Source organism: Sphingomonas sp. KR3-1, from assembly GCF_040049295.1.
Taxonomy (GTDB): domain Bacteria; phylum Pseudomonadota; class Alphaproteobacteria; order Sphingomonadales; family Sphingomonadaceae; genus Sphingomonas.
On sequence record NZ_JBDZDQ010000001.1, the window covers coordinates 1,950,221 to 1,967,132 of the forward strand.

Annotated in this window: 19 protein-coding genes; 16 read left to right on the forward strand and 3 right to left on the reverse strand. The window is 69.2% G+C overall.

All coding sequences use genetic code 11. The annotated features are described in order from the left end of the window. Together flgC and flgB are read right to left on the reverse strand one after the other, a co-directional pair. Entirely contained in the window at positions 1-411 is a 411-nt protein-coding gene (flgC, locus tag ABLE38_RS09580) for a flagellar basal body rod protein FlgC (protein ID WP_180144305.1), read from the reverse strand. A 2-nt stretch (positions 412-413) separates the two neighbouring features. Further along, positions 414-767 carry a flagellar basal body rod protein FlgB gene (gene flgB, locus ABLE38_RS09585; RefSeq protein WP_348973922.1) on the reverse strand — a complete coding sequence of 118 codons (354 nt, stop codon included), beginning with the start codon at positions 765-767 and terminating at the stop codon, positions 414-416. A 228-nt stretch (positions 768-995) separates the two neighbouring features. Between flgB and ABLE38_RS09590 the strand changes: the two genes are divergently transcribed. The 9 genes from ABLE38_RS09590 (at position 996) to ABLE38_RS09630 (ending at position 8,840) form a co-directional block, all read left to right on the forward strand. Beyond that, positions 996-1,658, forward strand: a complete 663-nt coding sequence (locus tag ABLE38_RS09590) for a MotA/TolQ/ExbB proton channel family protein (protein WP_348973923.1) — start codon at positions 996-998, stop codon at positions 1,656-1,658. Next, positions 1,655-2,155, forward strand: a complete 501-nt coding sequence (locus ABLE38_RS09595) for a flagellar motor protein MotB (protein WP_348973924.1) — start codon at positions 1,655-1,657, stop codon at positions 2,153-2,155. Before ABLE38_RS09590 ends, ABLE38_RS09595 begins: the two co-directional genes overlap by 4 nt. Continuing rightward, positions 2,152-2,682 carry a flagella basal body P-ring formation protein FlgA gene (locus ABLE38_RS09600; RefSeq protein WP_348973925.1) on the forward strand — a complete coding sequence of 177 codons (531 nt, stop codon included), beginning with the start codon at positions 2,152-2,154 and terminating at the stop codon, positions 2,680-2,682. Before ABLE38_RS09595 ends, ABLE38_RS09600 begins: the two co-directional genes overlap by 4 nt. Before the next feature lie 69 nt (positions 2,683-2,751). Next, positions 2,752-3,045 carry a flagellar biosynthesis anti-sigma factor FlgM gene (flgM, locus tag ABLE38_RS09605; protein WP_348973926.1) on the forward strand — a complete coding sequence of 98 codons (294 nt, stop codon included), beginning with the start codon at positions 2,752-2,754 and terminating at the stop codon, positions 3,043-3,045. Next, positions 3,032-3,343, forward strand: a complete 312-nt coding sequence (locus tag ABLE38_RS09610; protein WP_348973927.1) for a flagellar protein FlgN — start codon at positions 3,032-3,034, stop codon at positions 3,341-3,343. The genes flgM and ABLE38_RS09610 overlap by 14 nt, the downstream gene beginning before the upstream one ends. Before the next feature lie 85 nt (positions 3,344-3,428). Next, positions 3,429-4,322 carry a lytic transglycosylase domain-containing protein gene (locus ABLE38_RS09615; RefSeq protein ID WP_348973928.1) on the forward strand — a complete coding sequence of 298 codons (894 nt, stop codon included), beginning with the start codon at positions 3,429-3,431 and terminating at the stop codon, positions 4,320-4,322. A gap of 36 nt (positions 4,323-4,358) precedes the next feature. Continuing rightward, on the forward strand, positions 4,359-6,410 hold the full coding sequence (gene flhA / locus ABLE38_RS09620; protein ID WP_348974480.1) for a flagellar biosynthesis protein FlhA: 2,052 nt from the start codon (positions 4,359-4,361) through the stop codon (positions 6,408-6,410). 29 nt (positions 6,411-6,439) lie between these two features. Next, entirely contained in the window at positions 6,440-7,174 is a 735-nt protein-coding gene (locus ABLE38_RS09625) for a FliA/WhiG family RNA polymerase sigma factor (protein ID WP_348973929.1), read from the forward strand. 316 nt (positions 7,175-7,490) lie between these two features. Beyond that, positions 7,491-8,840, forward strand: a complete 1,350-nt coding sequence (locus ABLE38_RS09630) for a M28 family peptidase (RefSeq protein WP_348973930.1) — start codon at positions 7,491-7,493, stop codon at positions 8,838-8,840. Between the two features lie 152 nt (positions 8,841-8,992). Here the strand turns inward: ABLE38_RS09630 and ABLE38_RS09635 are convergent, their stop codons facing one another. After that, on the reverse strand, positions 8,993-9,811 hold the full coding sequence (locus ABLE38_RS09635) for a flagellin (RefSeq protein ID WP_348973931.1): 819 nt from the start codon (positions 9,809-9,811) through the stop codon (positions 8,993-8,995). Positions 9,812-10,033: 222 nt separating this feature from the next. Here ABLE38_RS09635 and ABLE38_RS09640 point away from each other — a divergent pair, with 222 nt between their 5' ends. The 7 genes from ABLE38_RS09640 to ABLE38_RS09670 are packed head-to-tail and all read left to right on the forward strand — an operon-like array spanning position 10,034 to position 16,818. Further along, positions 10,034-11,290 (forward strand): sigma 54-interacting transcriptional regulator, encoded by a 1,257-nt coding sequence (locus ABLE38_RS09640; protein WP_348973932.1) that lies wholly within the window; start codon positions 10,034-10,036, stop codon positions 11,288-11,290. After that, positions 11,287-11,649, forward strand: coding sequence for a flagellar hook-basal body complex protein FliE (fliE, locus tag ABLE38_RS09645; protein WP_348973933.1), 363 nt, complete (start codon positions 11,287-11,289; stop codon positions 11,647-11,649). Before ABLE38_RS09640 ends, fliE begins: the two co-directional genes overlap by 4 nt. Before the next feature lie 3 nt (positions 11,650-11,652). Then, on the forward strand, positions 11,653-13,341 hold the full coding sequence (fliF, locus tag ABLE38_RS09650; RefSeq protein ID WP_348973934.1) for a flagellar basal-body MS-ring/collar protein FliF: 1,689 nt from the start codon (positions 11,653-11,655) through the stop codon (positions 13,339-13,341). Further along, the gene (fliG, locus tag ABLE38_RS09655) at positions 13,338-14,354 is read left to right on the forward strand and encodes a flagellar motor switch protein FliG (protein WP_348973935.1); all 1,017 of its coding nucleotides are present in this window, start codon (positions 13,338-13,340) and stop codon (positions 14,352-14,354) included. Before fliF ends, fliG begins: the two co-directional genes overlap by 4 nt. Beyond that, positions 14,347-15,078 (forward strand): FliH/SctL family protein, encoded by a 732-nt coding sequence (locus tag ABLE38_RS09660; RefSeq protein ID WP_348973936.1) that lies wholly within the window; start codon positions 14,347-14,349, stop codon positions 15,076-15,078. Before fliG ends, ABLE38_RS09660 begins: the two co-directional genes overlap by 8 nt. Then, positions 15,072-16,400 (forward strand): FliI/YscN family ATPase, encoded by a 1,329-nt coding sequence (locus ABLE38_RS09665; RefSeq protein WP_348973937.1) that lies wholly within the window; start codon positions 15,072-15,074, stop codon positions 16,398-16,400. Before ABLE38_RS09660 ends, ABLE38_RS09665 begins: the two co-directional genes overlap by 7 nt. Further along, positions 16,393-16,818, forward strand: coding sequence for a hypothetical protein (locus ABLE38_RS09670; RefSeq protein ID WP_348973938.1), 426 nt, complete (start codon positions 16,393-16,395; stop codon positions 16,816-16,818). Before ABLE38_RS09665 ends, ABLE38_RS09670 begins: the two co-directional genes overlap by 8 nt. Positions 16,819-16,912: the final 94 nt, after the last annotated feature.

The following is a 16,912-nucleotide window of genomic DNA, read 5'->3' on the forward strand; positions in this document are numbered from 1 at the left end:
TCAGCGACCCAGCTTGAGGGTGTCGACGATGAGCTGCTTGGCAGTCTGCATCACTTCGACGTTGTTCTGGTAGTTCCGGGAGGTCTCCATCATGTCGACCAGCTCCCGGGTCTCATCGACGGCGGCTTCCCAGACATTGCCGTCCTTGTCGGCCATCGGGTTGCCGGGATCGTAGCGCTTGGTGGGATCGGAGCCCGCGGTGACGACCTGCTCGACATCGACGGTCGACATGCCGCTCGCCTGGTCGAAGGCGGTGCGGAACACCGGCTTGATCGTGCGATAGGCAGCCTCGGGGCTCGACGCGACATTGCCGACATTGGCCAGGTTCGACGCCGTGGTGTTCATCCGCACCAGCTGCGCGCTCATCGCGCGGCCGGAGACCTGGAAGATCGAAAGCGGCTGGTCCCCCATGCTTATTCTCCCTTCAGCGCGCGCGTGATCTGGCCGATGCGGCCGTTCAGGAACGACAGCGTGGTCTGATAGGCGACGGCGTTCTCGGCGAAGGCGGTCTGCTCGGTGGTCAGCTCGACGGTGTTGCCGTCGGCCGAGGGCTGGAGCGGCACCCGGTAGAGCGTGTTGGCGTCGATCGAGGCATCGATCGAGCCGCCATTGGCGGTGGCGCCGTTGAGCGCCGCCTGGAAGTCGATGTCCTTGGCCTTGTAGCCAGGGGTCGATGCGTTCGCGATGTTGGACGCGAGCAATCCCATGCGCTGCGAGCGCACGGTCAGCGCTGCGCCATGTACGCCGAAGAGGCTGTCGTTGGGCATTGCAGGTCTCCCGTACAAAAGATCGCCGGAGGGCTTGGGCACCTCTCTGCAACCGTCGTGCCAATTTGTCCTGGGGGGCGAAAAAACCTGATTTCCTCTCGGGAGCGGCAATTGGCGGCAGGTTTTTGCCGCTGTGTCGGCAGCCGGTTGCCGCCTTGCGGGCCCTTGCCGGCGCCGCCCTCTCCGCCGCGCAATTGGCCCGGCTCTTGCACCCACACGGGCATGGATATGAATGTGCTTCCCGCGCTCGGGACCTTCCTCGATCCGCTCGCGCTCGCCATTGTCGGCGGGGGCGTGACGGCCGGCGCCGTGCTGCGCACCGCCTCGGGCGACCTCGTTCGCGGCGTCGCTGCGCTCGCCGTGCTGCCGCGCCGCCGCTTCGATGCCGAGCCGCTGCTCGCCCAGGCCGCCGCGCTGACCCGGATTGCGCGCCGTCACGGCGTGATCGCGCTCGATCGCTCGAAGATCGAGGATGTGGACCTTGCCGCCGCGGTCGCCGCGATCGTCGACGGCGCCAACCCCCGCGAAGTCGAGACCCTGCTCGAGCAGCGCCGCTGCACGCGTTTCGAGCGCCACCGCGGCGCCTGGGAGCTGTGGTCCGGCGCCGCCGAGCTCGCGCCGGCGATGGGCATGGTCGGCACGCTGATCGGGCTGGTCGGCATGTTCGCCGCGATGAAGGATCCGCAGGCGATCGGCGGCGCGATGGCCGTCGCGCTGCTCGCTACGCTCTATGGCGCGCTGCTCGCCAACCTCGTGCTGCTGCCGGTCGCCACCCGCCTCAAGCGCCGCGCCCGCCACGAGGCGCAGGAGCGCCTCCGCCTCCAGCCCGCGCTCGCCGCGCTGGCTGCGGTCGAGCCCGGCAATGGCCGCCTCCAGGAGGTCGCGGCGTGACGACATTCGACGAGGACGAACCGGCGCGTCCGGCCTGGCTGGTGACGCTCGCCGACCTGTCGCTGCTGCTCGTCGGCTTCTTCGTTTTCCTCCAGGCGACGCAGGTCGATCCGGGCAAGCTCGCCGCCGGCATCCGCGCGGGCTTCGGCGCCAGCGACGCCGCACCCGCGCCGATGCCGCTCGATCTCGCCACCGCAACCGGCTTCGCCGCCGGCTCGGCGCTGCCCGGCGACACCGCTTCCGCGCTCGAATGGGCGCACAGCGCCGCGCGCGATCCCCGCACGCGGCTGCGCATCACCGGTGAGGTCGATGGCTCCGCGGCGGACGTCGACTCCGCCACCGGCAGCGGCCCGATCCTCGCTGCCGACCGCGCCCGCGCGGTCGCGGCGCTGCTCATCCGCGCACGCGCGATCGATCCGTCTCGTATCGTCCTTTCCACCGGCCGCGGCCAGCGCCGCGCCGTCCTCACCCTCGGCTTCGAAGGAGACCGGCCATGATCCTCGCCCTCGCGCTCAGCCTCGCCGCACAGGACTTCCAGTCCACCCAGGCGCTCGACACCATCGTCGGCCAGTTCACCGGCAAGGAGATCGGCGAGCAGGGCGGGGCGATCGCGCCCGTCGATCGCCGGCTCAAGCTCGCCGCCTGCGCCGCGCCGCAGCTCGACTGGCGCAGCGAGGGGCATGACGCGGTCGTCGTCCGCTGCATGGCGCCGGCCTGGAAGATCTTCGTCCCCGTCGCGGCGGTACCGCGGCCCAGGGCGGCGGTCGAGGCGCCGATGCCCGCCAATGTCGTCGTCCGCCCGCCCGTGCCGGTGAAGGCCGAGCCGGTGATCAAGCGCGGAGACGCGGTCACGGTCGAGGCGGGATCGGACGGATTCTCGATCTCGCGCCAGGGCACGGCGATGAACGATGCGGCGCCTGGCGCCCGGATCAGCGTCAAGATCGACGACAAGGCGCCGCCGATCCAGGCGATCGCGATCGAGCCCGGCCGCGCCCGCCTGCCGGGGTACGGCGAGGGCAACTGAAATTTTCCTGTAAAACTTGCGCGCCGGCGGTCGTTTGAAGGACTGCAGGCACAGCAAGGATTGCAGGCAATGGTGGAATCAATCGGCACGAAGGCAGGCGCGGTCACCGACCGCCGCACTGTGCCCGTTGACGCCGCGGCCAAGGTCGCGGCGGTCCGGCCGGTGGCGAGCGACACGCCGGCGGTGCAGAGCGCCGCGGCGGAGATCGCCTCCACCCAGGCCGCCCAGCCCCCGGTCGATACCGAGCGGGTCGCGCGCATCCGCAAGGCCATCCAGGACAACAAGTTCCCGCTGTCGCCCTCGACGATCGCCGATCGTCTGCTGGCGCTCAAGCTCGATTGGAAGTCCCGTGACGCGTCGTGACGCCCTGATCCAGGTGATCGAATGCCTCCACGCCGAGATCGCGGCGCTCAAGGCGAACGACGTATCGGCGCTCGAGACGGCGACGTGCACCAAGCTCGCCGCGATCGACACGGTCGCGCTCTACGACGGCGAGGCCCCCGGCCCGGAGATCCGCGAGCTCGCCGCCGAGGCGCACAAGCTCAACGAGACCTGCCGCATCTATGTGAACCTGATGGCGGCAAATGTTCGCCGCCGCCTGCAACTTCTTTCCGGTCAGCAGGCGCCGTCGTACAAGCCGGGCGGCTACGCGCTGGCCTGAGTCCCGTGGCTAACGCTCATTAACCAGAACTGGCACGGTCCTTGCTCCGATAGCCCCGAATAAGGGCAATCCGGATCGGGACTAGATGAGCGTCACTTCGGTCAACTCAAAGGCAAGCGTCCAGACGGCGATCGCCGCGGCGAGCCGCAAGACCGGCATCGACTTCAACTATCTGCTCGGCCAGGCACAGGTCGAAAGCGGGTTGAAGGCCGATGCGCGCGCCGGCACCTCGTCGGCCACCGGCCTTTATCAATTCATCGAGCAGAGCTGGCTCGGCGTGCTCAAGCAGCACGGCGCCGAGCATGGCCTGTCCTGGGCCGCCGACAGCATCAAGCAGACCAGCTCGGGCCGCTATGTCGTGAGCGACCCCGCCGCGCGCACCGCGATCCTCGGTCTGCGCAGCGATCCGCAGACCGCCGCGCTGATGGCCGCCGAGCATGCGTCGGACAACAAGGCGTCGCTCGAGAACAGCCTCGGCCGCCCGGCGACCGGCACCGACCTCTACATGGCGCATTTCCTCGGCCTGGGCGGGGCGGACAAGTTCCTGAGCGCAATGGCCGACAGCCCGGACCGCACCGGCGCCGCGATGTTCCCGGCCGCCGCCCGCGCCAATCGCAGCGTGTTCTACGCGTCTAACGGCCAGCCGCGCACGCTTTCGGAAATCTATGGCCGCTTCGCCGGCAAGCTCGACCAGGGCGCCAGCGCCGGCGGCGCCACCGGAATCGCGTCGGACAGCCTCGACGGCAGCTTCGGTGCCACCGCCCCCGCCTGGAGCGACGGCGACAACGAAGTCGTGCTCGGCAATGGCGCGGTCGATAGCGATCGCCACTGGGTGCAGAACACGCTGGCCCAGCTCAACGTCTCGCGCCCCGACGGCGCCGCCGCGACCGATCCGCTCGGCCGCCGCATCGATCCGCTCCGGCCGACGCCGGAAAATGCCCGGCTTGCCTATCTCATGCTCGCGAATCTGGGAGCGTAACCCCTCGTGACCGCAATCTCGCTTCCCGCGGGCACCCTGCCCGCCATCAAGGGGTTCGCGCTGCCCGGCGCCATCCTGCTGCTCGTCGCGCTGATGGTGGTGCCGATCCCGGCCTTCCTGCTCGACGCCTTCTTCATCCTCAACATCATGATCAGCCTCGCGGTGCTGATGGTGGCGCTGAACGCGCAGAAGCCGCTCGACTTCTCCGCCTTCCCCACCGTGCTGCTGTTCGCCACGCTGTTCCGCCTCGGCCTCAACGTCGCCTCGACGCGCGTCGTGCTGGTGCACGGGCATGAGGGCGAGAGCGCCGCCGGCCATGTGATCGAGGCGTTCGGCACCTTCATGATCGGCGGCGACTATGTCGTCGGCCTGGTCGTGTTCGCGGTGATCGTGATCATCAACATGATCGTGGTGACCAAGGGTGCGGGCCGCGTCTCCGAAGTCAGTGCGCGCTTCACCCTCGATGCCTTGCCCGGCAAGCAGATGGCGATCGACGCCGACTTGAACGGCGGCCTGATCACGCCGGACGAGGCGCGCGCCAAGCGCATCGAAGTCTCGACCGAGGCCGATTTCTACGGCGCGATGGACGGTTCGTCCAAGTTCGTGAAGGGCGATGCCGTCGCCGGCCTGCTGATCCTCGCGATCAACGTGGTGGGCGGGCTGATCCTCGGCGTCACCAGCCACAAGATGGCGGTGGGCGAGGCGGCGTCGACCTATGTGCTGCTCGCCATCGGCGACGCGCTGGTCGCGCAGGTGCCGGCGCTGCTGCTCTCGATCGCCGCCGCCGCCATCGTCACCCGGGTCAAGTCGAGCGACGACCTTGCCGGCCAGATCGGCAGCCAGTTCGCCAGCCACAAGACCTGGACCCCGGTCGCGGTCATCCTCGGCCTGCTCGGCGTGTTCCCGGGCATGCCGCACTTCCTGATGCTGCCCGCGGCCGCCGGCGCGGGCTTCGCCGCCTGGCATCTGCGCAAGGCCGCCCGGCGTCCCAAGGTCGTCGCCGCGCCGCCGGCCGAGCCCGCCGATCTCTCGCGGATCAGCTGGGACGAAGTGACCGACAACATGCAGGTGATGCTCGACATCGGCTATGGCCTGGTGCCGCTGGTCGACGAGCGCCGCGGTGGGCCGCTGATGAGCCGCATCACCGGCGTGCGCCGCCAGCTTTCCAAGGAACTGGGCTTCGTCGTGCCGCAGGTGCGCGTGCGCGACGACATCAACCTGGCGCCCTTCACCTATCGGATCGTCATCGGCGGCGTCGTCGTCGCCGAGGACAATGTCTCGCCCGAGGAAATGCTCGCGATCGACACCGGCCAGGCCGCCGGCCGCCTGAACGGCAAGTCGGTCAAGGACCCGACCTTCGGCCTCGACGCGCAGTGGATCGCCCAGGGCGATGCCGATGCCGCGACCGGGCTGGGCTATCTCGTCGTCGATCCGGGCACCGTGGTCGCGACCCATCTCAACCAGTGCCTGATCCAGAATGCGACCGACCTGCTCGGCCCGGACGAGGTCCAGGCGCTGCTCGAGGGGCTCAAGGAGCGCTCGGCCCAGCTGGTCGCCGCGCTCTGCCCGGCGCCGCTGCCGCTCACCACGCTCACCCAGGTTCTGCGCGGCCTGCTCGCGGAGAATATCCCGCTCAAGGAATTCCGCCGCATCGCCGCCGCGATCGCCGTCGCTGCCCAGCGCACGCTCGACGCGGACGAGCTGATCGAGCTGATCCGTCCGGAGCTCGGCCCGCTGATCATCCAGAAGCTGTGCGGTGTGCGCGAGCCGCTGCGCGTGATGACGCTCGAAGGCCAGCTCGAGGCTTTGCTCGGCCAGGCGGTCCGCTCGGATCCGTCGAAGCGCCACACGATCGAGCCCGATCTCGGCCGCCGCATCGCCGATGCGCTGCAGCGCGCCGCCCAGCCGCTGATCGCCGAGGCCAAGCCCTTCGCGCTCGTCGTCCAGCCGTCGATCCGCGTCGCGATCCGCAAGCTGCTCAAGAACGTCCTGCCCGACACGCCGGTGATGAGCTTCTTCGAAGTGCCCGAGGACAAGGCCGTCGAAGTCATCGCCGTGATCGGCGCGCCGGAGGCGCTGCCCGCATGAACGCTTTCACCCCAGGGAAACTCGACGCCATGGCTTCACTGGCTCTCGATCCACCGCTGACCTACACGCCCACGCCGCCGCGGCGCGATCCCGAGGCACTGGTGCGCCGGCACCTGCCGCTGGTCCGGCGCATCGCCTGGCATATCCATGGCTCGATGAGCTCGATCGTCGAGGTCGAGGATCTGGTGCAGATCGGCCTGGTCGCGCTGATCGAGGCGGCGGCGAACTTCGAGGATCGCGGGCAGGTGACGTTCGAGCAATATCTCGCCACGCGGCTGCGCGGCGCGATGATCGACGAGTTGCGCCGCCAGGCGACCACCACTCGCGGCGCGATGCGCCGGCGCAAGGCCTATCAGGAGGCGATATCGGTGCTCACCCATGAACTGGGCCGCGCGCCCGATGACGAGCAGCTTGCCGCGAAGCTCGGCGTCACGGTCGAGAAGCTGCGCGCCGACTATGCCAATGCCGAGGCGGTGCGCTTCGATTCGATCGACGAGGCCTATTCGGACGAGAGCCCCTGGTTCATGTCTGACGAGCCCAACGCCTTCGAGCAGCTTGCCGAGAGCGACCAGCGCGAGGCGCTGATCGCCGCGATCACCGAGCTGCCGGAGCGCGAGCAGCAGGTGATCCAGCTCTATTATGTCGAGGAACTGAACCTCGAGGAGATCGGCCAGGTCCTCGGCGTCGGCGCCGCGCGCATCTGCCAGATCAAGGCGAGCGCGCATGCCCGGCTGAAAAAGGGGCTGGCGCGGCGGCTGGGGTAGGGCTCTTCGCTGTCCTTCCCTTCCGTTCCCGGCGAACGCCGGGGCTCAGGGTTTCTCTGCGGTGTCGCTTGTGATCCTGGGCCCCGGCGTTCGCCGGGGAACAGCACTGGTAATGTAGGATTTCGTCTGCAAGACTCCGCGCATGGCCTTCGCAGCGCCTTCCCCGGAAGCCCTCCCGAACCTGACTTCCCACGCGCGCGGGCGCGCGCACGCGCGTGTATGTAGTGACTTTTGTGACTTTCCGGCCCGCGCTCCGCTTGCGCGGCCCCGGTGCTTGCCCCACACATCGGCCCCGAACCATTTCGGGGGATTTCACGTGACCAAGCATCTCTTCCTGGCCGGCGCGATGGCGTGCGGGCTGCTGGCCTCGCCGGCCTTCGCGCAGGACAAGTGGACCGTCCGCCCCGAATGGGTGCGCGCGCATGAGAGCTTCCTGGCCAGCGATGCGCTGCAGGGCCGCGGCAGCGCGACGCGCGACGAGGCGATCGCTGCGGCATACGTGGCCGCCCAGTTCGAGGGCTTCGGGTTGAAGACCGCGCCGGGCATGCAGGGCTATCTCCAGCCGGCGACGATCGTGCGTGCCACCCTCAAGGGCGCGTCGCTCGTCTCGGGCAGCATCAATGTGCCCCAGATCGGCGTGCTGGTCGGCGCGGCGGAGGGGACGGGCGGCAAGTCGGTGGTCTTCGCCGGCACCGATCCCGCGGCGCTGCCGGCGGGCGAGGTCGTGCTCGCCTCGGGCGATCCCGACATCATGGCGATGTACCGCGCTGCCGGCCGCAAGGGCGTCAAGCTGCTCGTCCTGCGCCAGAGCGCCAAGACCGATGCGATGGTGAAGGCGATGGGTGGCCAGCCACGCATGCCGACCTTCCTCGACGGCGCGCCCAAGGAGCCGCGCACCGTTGTCGCGGTGGTTCCCGCGGCGCAGTTCGATGCGCTGGCGAGGACGCCGGGTGCAGACGTGCAGGTGAGGCTCGACGTCGCGCGCGAGACCAGCATCACCACCAATGCGATCGGCTGGCTGCCCGGCACTGATCCCAAGGCAGGGGTGATCCTGCTCACCGCGCATCTCGATCACCTCGGCGTGCGGTCGGACGGCGTGATCATGCACGGCGCCAATGACGATGCCTCGGGCACCACCGCGGTGCTCGAGCTGGCCCGCGCACTCGCCGCCGGCAAGCCGATGAAGCGCGGCGTGCTGTTCGTCGCGTATGGTGCGGAGGAGATTGGCGGGATGGGCTCGACCTGGTTCGGCATGCACCCGCCGGTGCCGCTCGCCGACATGGTCGCCAATATCGAGTTCGAGATGATCGGCGCGCAGGATCCCAAGCTCCCTGCCGGCCAGATGATGATGACCGGCTTCGAGCGGTCGAACCTGGGCGAGACGCTGAAGAGCCACGGCGCGCTGGTCGGGCCCGATCCCTATCCGGAGCAGCATTTCTTCGAGCGCTCGGACAACTACTCGCTCGCGCTGCAGGGCGTGGTCGCCCACACCATCTCGGGCTGGGCGGTGATCCCGACCTATCATACCCCGCAGGACGATCTCGCCAGCCTCGACATCGCGTTCATGACGCGGGCGATCCAGTCACTGGTCGAGCCGATCCGCTCGCTGGCGAACAGCGCGGACAAGCCGGAATGGAAGCCGGGCGGCAGGCCGGGTAGCCGCTGATATCACGGTGCCGGCCGGCGCCGCACTGAACAAGAACGGAAAAGCCCCGGTGATCACTCGGACCACCGGGGCTCCCCATGCGCCCCCTCCGGCAAGAAGGGGTGACCGGCCTTGGTGCCTGTCAGGGGGGTGACACCCCGACCGGCACGCGCTTACTGGAGAAGCTTGAGCACCGACTGCTGGCTCTGGTTCGCCTGAGCGAGCATCGCCGTCGAAGCCTGGGACAGGATCTGCGCCTTGGCGAGCGCCGCCGTCTCGGTCGAATAGTCGGTGTCCTCGATGCGGCTGCGTGCGTCGCTGAGGTTCGCCACGTTCGACTGGAGGTTGTTCACCACCGATTCGAGCTGGCTCTGGCCGGCGCCGAGGCTGGCGCGGGCGGTGTTCACCGTCTTGAGCGCGTCGTCGATCGTCTGCAGCGCGTCCGAAGCGTCGTCCTTGTCCGAGATATCGATGCCGACGGCGTCGTCGAGGTCGATCTCGCTGAAGTCGAGCGACACGGTGTCGGCCGCGGTCGAGCCGGTCTGGATGGTCACGCTGCCCGAGTCACCTGCCGTGCCGTCGAACAGGGCCACGCCGTTGAAGGTGGTGTTCGACAGGATGTTGGTGATCTGGGTGGTCAGCGCGGTGACTTCGGTCTGCAGGTTGCCGCGGTCGTCGTCTGAGTAGGTGCCCGAAGCCGACTGGACCGACAGCTCGCGGATGCGCTGCAGCATGTTGGTGACTTCCGAGAGCGCGCCTTCAGCGGTCTGCGCCATCGAGATGCCGTCATTGGCGTTGCGAACCGCCTGGTTCATGCCGCGGATCGAAGCGGTCATCGTCGAAGCGATCGCCAGGCCGGCGGCGTCGTCCTTCGCGCTGTTGATGCGCTTGCCGGTCGACAGGCGCTCCATCGAGGTGGCCAGCGCGCTGTTGGCGCCGGTCGAAGCGTTGGCGGCGCGCAGCGCCGCGGTGTTGGTTCCGATAACAGTCATGTTCGTTACTCCATGCTCGTCGGCTTCCCATCTACCCCCCTGAACGGGAGCTCGGAGCCGCCAAGGCAAGGAACGGCCGCTGCCGGCCCGGCTTAAGCAAAAAATTTCGGCGCTACGTGCGCACGCGTAGACGCGCCCGGACCAAGGTGGTGGCGGATTACGTAAATTTACGGTGCGTTAACCAACCTAGCCCCAGAAGGATGGTGTTCAGGGGGTTTACCAATGCGATCCATCGTTCCGTCCGCCGCCGTGCTGCGCCAGAAATACGCACTCGTTTCCTCTCTGCGGGCCCAGGGCTTCGCGGTCGGAACCTGCGAGGATGGCCGCCCGAGCGCGAACGACCTGTTCCTGGTCGCGGAGGGCGAAGTGCCCCCCGCCGCCGCGCGCACGCTGATCCTGGGCGACGAAGGCCGCCAGGCGATCGCGTTCGGTGACGGCAATCCGGCCCGCCTTTCCTACACCCCCGAGGATGCCGCGGTCGGTGCGGGCTTCGCCACCGCGCTGCTGCGTGGGCCGCAGGAGCCGGTTGCCGCGGATCCCGAGAGCCTGGCGCTGCTGGCGCTCGCCGAGCGCGTCGCCGCGTCCGACATCACCGTGCTGATCAACGGCCCGACCGGCACCGGCAAGGAAGTCCTCGCCCGCGCCATCCACAACAATTCCGCCCGCCGCGACGGGCCCTTCGTCGCGATCAACTGCGCCGCGCTGCCCGAGACGATGCTCGAGGCGATGCTGTTCGGCCACCAGAAGGGCGCCTTCACCGGCGCGTCCTCGGGCGGCCAGGGCTTCTTCCGCGCCGCGCATGGCGGCACGCTGCTGCTCGACGAGATCGCCGAGATGCCGCTCAACCTCCAGGCCAAGCTGCTCCGCGTGCTCCAGGAGCGCGAAGTGGTGCCGATCGGCGGCACCATGCCGGAGAAGATCGACGTCCGCGTCGTCGCCTGCGCCAATCGCGACCTGCAGGGCGAAGTCACCGCTGGCCGGTTCCGCGCCGATCTTTACTACCGCCTCTCGGTCTTCCCGCTGATGACCAAGGCGCTGGCCGAGCGTCCCGGCGACATCGCCGCGCTTTCGGCCGCGATGGTGGTCCGCCATGCCGGCGGCCGCGGCGCGATGCCGTGGCTCTCGAACGAGGCGCTCGAAGCGCTGCGCGACCATGACTGGCCGGGCAATGTCCGCGAGCTCGAGAATGTCATCCAGCGCGCGCTGCTGCTCTGCGGCGGCCGCACCATCGATCCCGAGCACCTGATCTTCGACCGCCCGGCCGCGCAGCGTGCCGACGTCGAAGCGTCGGGCACGCTCTCCAACATCGTTCAGATGCACGAGTTCGCCGCGATCCGCGAAGTGCTCGCCGAATGCGGCGGCAGCCGGATCGAGACCGCCAAGCGGCTCGGCATCTCGGAGCGCACGCTGCGCTATCGCCTCGCCAAGGCGCGCGAGCAGGGCGAGCAGATCGATAGCAAGGCGAGGGCTTCGGCATGAGCGGGGTGGACGGGATCGGCGGCGGCGCGATGAGCGTCGACCGGGTCATGGCGCTGCGCGCCCAGATCCTCGAGCGCAACGCCGCGCTCGCCAAGGCCAATGATACGCCCGCCGTCACCGGCACCGAGGGTGCCAAGGGCGCGAACTTCACCGCGTCGATGGAAGACGCCTTCAAGCAGGTCAACGCCGCCCAGAACCAGGCCGGTGCGCTGTCCGAAGCCTATGAGCGCGGCGAGACGGTCGACATCGCCAAGGTGATGCTCGCCCGCCAGCAGGCGTCGGTCGGCTTCGAAGCGACCCTCCAGGTCCGCAACAAACTCCTGTCCGCATACAAGGACATCATGAGCATGCCGGTGTAATCCATGAGCAACGCACTCACCGCCACCGAACCGCAAGGCCTCCCCTCGGGCCGCCTCGCCGGACCGCTCGCCCAGGCCCGCGGACTGCTCGCGCAGCCCGCGGTCAAGCGCGCGATGCCGCTCATCTTCCTGGTCTGCCTGGTCGCCGCCGGCTTCCTCGCCTGGTCGCTGGTCGCGACTTCGCCGCAGCGGATCCTGTTCGCCAACGTGACCGATGCCGACAAGGCCGCGATCAGCTCGGCGCTCGAGGGCGCCAGCATCAAGTCGAGCATCGACAGCTCGGGCTCGATCACGGTTGCCGAGGACGATTACCACAAGGCGCGGATGCTGCTCGCCAGCCAGAACCTGCCCAAGGCGGCACCGGGGGGCTACCAGATCCTCGACCAGCTGCCGATGGGCGTTTCGCGCGCCGTCGAAGGCGAGCGCCTGCGCCAGGCGCGTGAGACCGAGCTCGCCCGCTCGATCGAGGAGATCGATTCGGTCGCCGAGGCGCGCGTCCACCTCGCCACGCCAGAGGCCAGCGTGTTCGTTCGCGACAAGGCGGTGCCCACCGCCTCGGTGATCCTCAAGCTCCAGCCCGGCCGAGCGCTGGGCGAGGCGCAGACCCGCGCGATCGTCAATCTCGTCGCCTCGTCGGTTCCCGGCATGGCGGCCGAGAACGTCACCATCGTCGATCAGATGGGCGCGTTGCTCTCGAAGAAGGGCAACGAGGCCAATTCGGCCGGCGATGCCCGCATCGACTATCAGCGTCGCATCGAGGACAAGTATCGCGAGCAGCTGGTCCAGCTGCTGACCCCGCTCGTCGGCGCCGGCAACTTCACCGCCGAGGTGCAGGCCGATGTCGACCTCGACGAGAACCAGGCGACGCGCGAAAGCTATGACAAGGAAGGCGTGCTCGCCGCCGAGCAGGGCGCCTGGACCGGCAACAAGGACGGCCAGGCCCCGGGTGGTATCCCGGGCGCGCTCTCCAACACGCCGCCGCCGGCCAGCACGATCACCGCGCCCAATGCGCAGCCGACGCCCGGTGCGGCGCCTGCCGCGCCCGGCACCACGGTGGCCGCCGGCGCTGCCCAGGCGACGCCGCAGAAGCAGAGCGACAGCTTCACCCGCACCTATGAGACCGGCAAGCAGGTCTCGGTGACGCGCCAGGCCCCGGGGAGCATCAAGCGCCTGTCGGTTGCGGTGCTGCTGCGCGAGGAAGGCGGCAAGCCGCGCTCGCAGGTCGAGATCCAGCAGATCACCCAGCTCGTCCAGGCGGCGGTCGGCTATAACCAGGGCCGCACCGACCAGGTCACCGTGATCAGCCGCAAGTTCACCACCGCCGCCGATGCCGCCGAAAAGGGCCCGGCCTGGTACGAGGCCGAATGGGTGCCGCTCGCCGCGCGCAACGCCACCGCGCTGGTGATCGCGCTGCTCGTGCTGTTCCTCGGCGTCCGGCCGCTCACCAAGGCGCTGCTCAAGAAGCGCGAGGAGCCGGCCGCGGCCGCGGGCAATCGCCCGGCGCTTGCGATGAGCGGCGCGCCCGGCGAGGACGGCCAGGACCATGGCCATGCGCCGGTCTCGATCGACATGCTCGACAGCGCCGGAAACAGCTATGACGAGCGCGTCGGCCTGGTCCGCGGCTTCACCCGCGACAACCCCGCACGCGCCGCCCTGGCGGTGCGCGACATGATCAAGGCAGACGCCCAGTGAACGCGATCCGCAGCTTCAACGGCGTCGAGCGCGCCGCGGTCCTGATGATGCTCGTCGGCGAGGAGGAGGCCGCGGCCATCCTGCAGAAGCTCGATCCCGATGAAGTCCGCTCGCTCGGCAAGGCGATGTTCAACGTCGCCGATGTCAGCGAAGCTGAAGTCGACATCGTCCTCGACGATTTCGTGTTCAAGGCGCGCGAGCGGACCGGCGTGACCTTCGATCCGGCGCCGCGCATCGAGAGCATCATGAACAAGGCGCTCGGCCCCGAGCGCGCCTCGGGCGTGCTTGCCCGGGTGATGCCGGCCAGCCAGGCCGCCTCGATCGAATGGCTCGACTGGTTCGAGCCCGAGGAGATCGCCGGGATGATCGAGGCGGAGCATCCGCAGATCGCCGCGGTGCTGCTCGCCAATCTCGATCCCGATGTCGCCGCCAAGGTGTTCGAGCATCTGCCCGAAGCCGCGCAGCCGCAGATCCTGCGCCGTATCGCCAAGCTCGGCCCGATCCCGCCCGAGGCGATCGAGACGCTGAAGACCATGCTCCAGGGCCGTGTCGGCACCGGCTCGCGCAAGTCGTCGGGCGGCCTCCAGCTGGGCGGCACCCGCGAGGCGGCGAAGATCCTGTCGGGTGCCCGCAAGGTCACCGAGCAGCGCGTCATGCCCAAGCTCGCCAAGATCGACCGCGACGTGGCGCGCGCGATCGAAGAGGCGATGTTCGTCTTCGACAATCTGCTCGAGCTCGACGACAAGAACCTGTCGACCCTGATCCGCAACATCGACACGACCATCCTGGTCAAGTCGCTGAAGGGCGTCGAGGAAGAAGTTCGCGAGCGTTTCCTCGGCTGCATGTCGAGCCGTGCCGCCGACGGCATCCGCGACGAGATGGAATCGCTCGGACCGATGAAGATGGCCGATGTGCTCGATGCGCAGAAGGCGATGATCGCGATTGCCCGCGGCCTGGTGAAGGACGGCACGCTGCAGATGCCCTCGAAGGGCGGAGACGACGACTATGTCTGATTTCGCGCCGGGCTTTGCCGGGCGGATCAGCGCGGCCGGGACCGTCCTGGCCCGTGCGTTCGGGGACAGTGCGGACTTCGCTCCCTCCGAAGTCGACCGGATCGGCCGCCGGGTGTTCGAGGAAGCGCCGGCCCAGCCGCGCCACTTCGCGCCCGCCAATCCCGATGCCAACCCGACCGAGGGCTGGGATCCCTTTGCCGCCGACAAGCAGCACAATCACGATCACGGCCCGTTCGTCGATCCGATCGCGGCGGCGCATGAGGCGGGGTTCGCCGAAGGCCATGCCGCGGCGACCGTCGAGATCGAGGCGGCGCGGGCCCGCGAGGCGGCGCTGCTCGATCAGGTCTCGACCGCGCTCGCCACCGGCGCGCATTTCGATCGTGACCGCATGGCCGGCCAGCTGCGCCAGACCGTGCTCCACCTCGTCACCAAGCTGGTCGGCGAAGTCGGTGTCGCGCCCGATGTGCTTGCCCAGCGGATCAACGCGGCGGTCGACCTGCTTGCCGACAGCGCCGAATCCGCCCTGTTGCGCCTGCATCCGGAGGATGTCGCCTTCGTCCAGGGCAAGCTGCCCGCCACCGTCTTCCCGGTCGGCGATCCGCATATCGCGCGCGGCGGCTTCGTCATCGAAAGCGCCTCGACGATCATCGAGGACGGCCCCGACCTGTGGCTCGAGCAGCTCGCCCAGGCGATCGACCGCGTGCCGATTCCGCCCGCATGCTGAACCGTTTCCCCGAACATTATCTGGACGGCCTCGACCTGGGCAGTTTCGCGGCCCAGCCGCGGATCTCCGGCCGGCTCGCTTCCTATGACGGGCTGCTGATGGAGGCGGTCGGCCTCCAGCTGCCGGTCGGCACGGTCTGCGCGATCGGCGACGGCGAGAGCCGGGTCGAGGCCGAAGTGATCGGCTTCCGCTCCGGCCGCACGCTGCTCATGAATCTTGGCGGCCCTGCCGCGCTGCTGCCCAACGCGCCTGTCCGCCCGATCGGCCCTCCCGGAGAGGCCGAGGTCGGCGCGGCGATGCTCGGCCGCGTCGTCGATGGCTCGGGCCGCCCGATCGACGGGCTCGGCCCGATCCGCGGCGCGGGCAAATGGCCGCTTGCCGGCAAGCCCGCCTCGCCGCTGGACCGCGGAAGGGTGCTCGAGCCGCTCGACGTCGGCGTGCGCGCGATCAACGGGTTGCTGACGATCGGCCAGGGCCAGCGCGTCGGCATCATGGCCGGATCGGGCGTCGGCAAGTCGGTGCTGCTCGGCATGATGGTCCGCGCGGCGCAGGCCGAAGTGATCGTCATCGGGCTGATCGGCGAGCGCAGCCGCGAAGTCGCAGACTTCCTCGAAACCAAGGTGGCCGGGGAGGCGCGCGCGCGCTCCGTGGTCGTTGCGGTGCCCGCCAACCATTCGCCCGTGCTCCGCATCCGCGGCGCTCTGCGTGCCACCGCGATTGCCGAGGCGTTCCGCGCCGAGGGCAAGAAGGTGCTGCTGATCATGGATTCGCTCACCCGCGTCGCCCATGCCGGCCGCGAGATCGGGCTGGCGCTGGGCGAGCCGGCCTCGGCGCGCGGCTATCCGCCCTCGGCGATCGCGATGCTGCCGAGCCTGATCGAGCGCGCGGGCACCGACGTGCATACCGGCGGCTCGATCACCGCGATCTACACGGTGCTCGCCGATGGCGACGACGGCAACGATCCGGTGGTCGATTCGGCCCGCTCGATCCTCGACGGCCATATCGTGCTGAGCCGCGCGCTCGCCGAGCGGGGCGTCTATCCGGCGATCGATCTCGGCCCGTCGGTCAGCCGCGTGATGACCGACATCGCGCCCAAGGAGCATGTCGCCGCCGCGCGCGTGCTGCGCCGCCACCTCGCCACCTATGAAGAAAATCGCGACCTGGTGCTGATGGGCGCCTATCGCCCCGGCGCCGACCCCGAGATCGACGCGGCGATCGCCTGCCACCCGGCGGTGATGGAATATATCCGCCAGGGCGCCGACGATACCGTCTCGCTTCCCGACGCGGTGACCGAGCTGGTCGGCGTGTTCGGGCATGGCTAGGGATTCGAAGAAGCTCGGGCGCCTGCTGCGCGTCCGCACGCTCCAGCTCGATCTGGTCCGCGCCGACGAGGTTCGCGCGCGCGCCAAGGTCGATCAGGAAGCCAGGCTGCGCGATCGCATCGCCAATCTCGCCGCGAACATCGCGCCGGCGCCGAGCGCGTCGGAATCCGCCTCGAACCTGGCCGCCGCCGCGCATTTCCGCGATCGGCTCCACCAGTCCGCCTTCGCTGCCGACAAGCGCGTCGAAGTCGCCGAGCAGAGCCTTGAGATGGCGCGCGTCGCCACCCGCGAGGCGCGCCGCGACCAGAACGCGATCGAGAAGCTGATCACTCGCGCCGAGGCCGATGCGGCGCTCAAGGCGCTGCGCGAACTGGAGGAGCTTCCTCCCATGGGCAAAAATCGGCACGATATTTGCTGAGATCCCGGTGAACCTAGTGTCACGGGGACCTGAACTTGATCCAGCCTTCCACTGCGCTTCCCACGATGTCCGTGGGGCCCGTCAAGCCGAACGC

Bases quoted from the DNA above. Each gene is read 5' to 3' on its own strand.
- flgC (WP_180144305.1), bottom strand. From the start codon at position 411: ATGGGGGACCAGCCGCTTTCGATCTTCCAGGTCTCCGGCCGCGCGATG.
- flgB (WP_348973922.1), bottom strand. From the start codon at position 767: ATGCCCAACGACAGCCTCTTCGGCGTACATGGCGCAGCGCTGACCGTG.
- ABLE38_RS09590 (WP_348973923.1), top strand. From the start codon at position 996: ATGAATGTGCTTCCCGCGCTCGGGACCTTCCTCGATCCGCTCGCGCTC.
- ABLE38_RS09600 (WP_348973925.1), top strand. From the start codon at position 2,152: ATGATCCTCGCCCTCGCGCTCAGCCTCGCCGCACAGGACTTCCAGTCC.
- flgM (WP_348973926.1), top strand. From the start codon at position 2,752: ATGGTGGAATCAATCGGCACGAAGGCAGGCGCGGTCACCGACCGCCGC.
- ABLE38_RS09615 (WP_348973928.1), top strand. From the start codon at position 3,429: ATGAGCGTCACTTCGGTCAACTCAAAGGCAAGCGTCCAGACGGCGATC.
- ABLE38_RS09625 (WP_348973929.1), top strand. From the start codon at position 6,440: ATGGCTTCACTGGCTCTCGATCCACCGCTGACCTACACGCCCACGCCG.
- ABLE38_RS09635 (WP_348973931.1), bottom strand. From the start codon at position 9,811: ATGACTGTTATCGGAACCAACACCGCGGCGCTGCGCGCCGCCAACGCT.
- ABLE38_RS09640 (WP_348973932.1), top strand. From the start codon at position 10,034: ATGCGATCCATCGTTCCGTCCGCCGCCGTGCTGCGCCAGAAATACGCA.
- fliE (WP_348973933.1), top strand. From the start codon at position 11,287: ATGAGCGGGGTGGACGGGATCGGCGGCGGCGCGATGAGCGTCGACCGG.
- fliF (WP_348973934.1), top strand. From the start codon at position 11,653: ATGAGCAACGCACTCACCGCCACCGAACCGCAAGGCCTCCCCTCGGGC.
- ABLE38_RS09660 (WP_348973936.1), top strand. From the start codon at position 14,347: ATGTCTGATTTCGCGCCGGGCTTTGCCGGGCGGATCAGCGCGGCCGGG.
- ABLE38_RS09665 (WP_348973937.1), top strand. From the start codon at position 15,072: ATGCTGAACCGTTTCCCCGAACATTATCTGGACGGCCTCGACCTGGGC.
- ABLE38_RS09670 (WP_348973938.1), top strand. From the start codon at position 16,393: ATGGCTAGGGATTCGAAGAAGCTCGGGCGCCTGCTGCGCGTCCGCACG.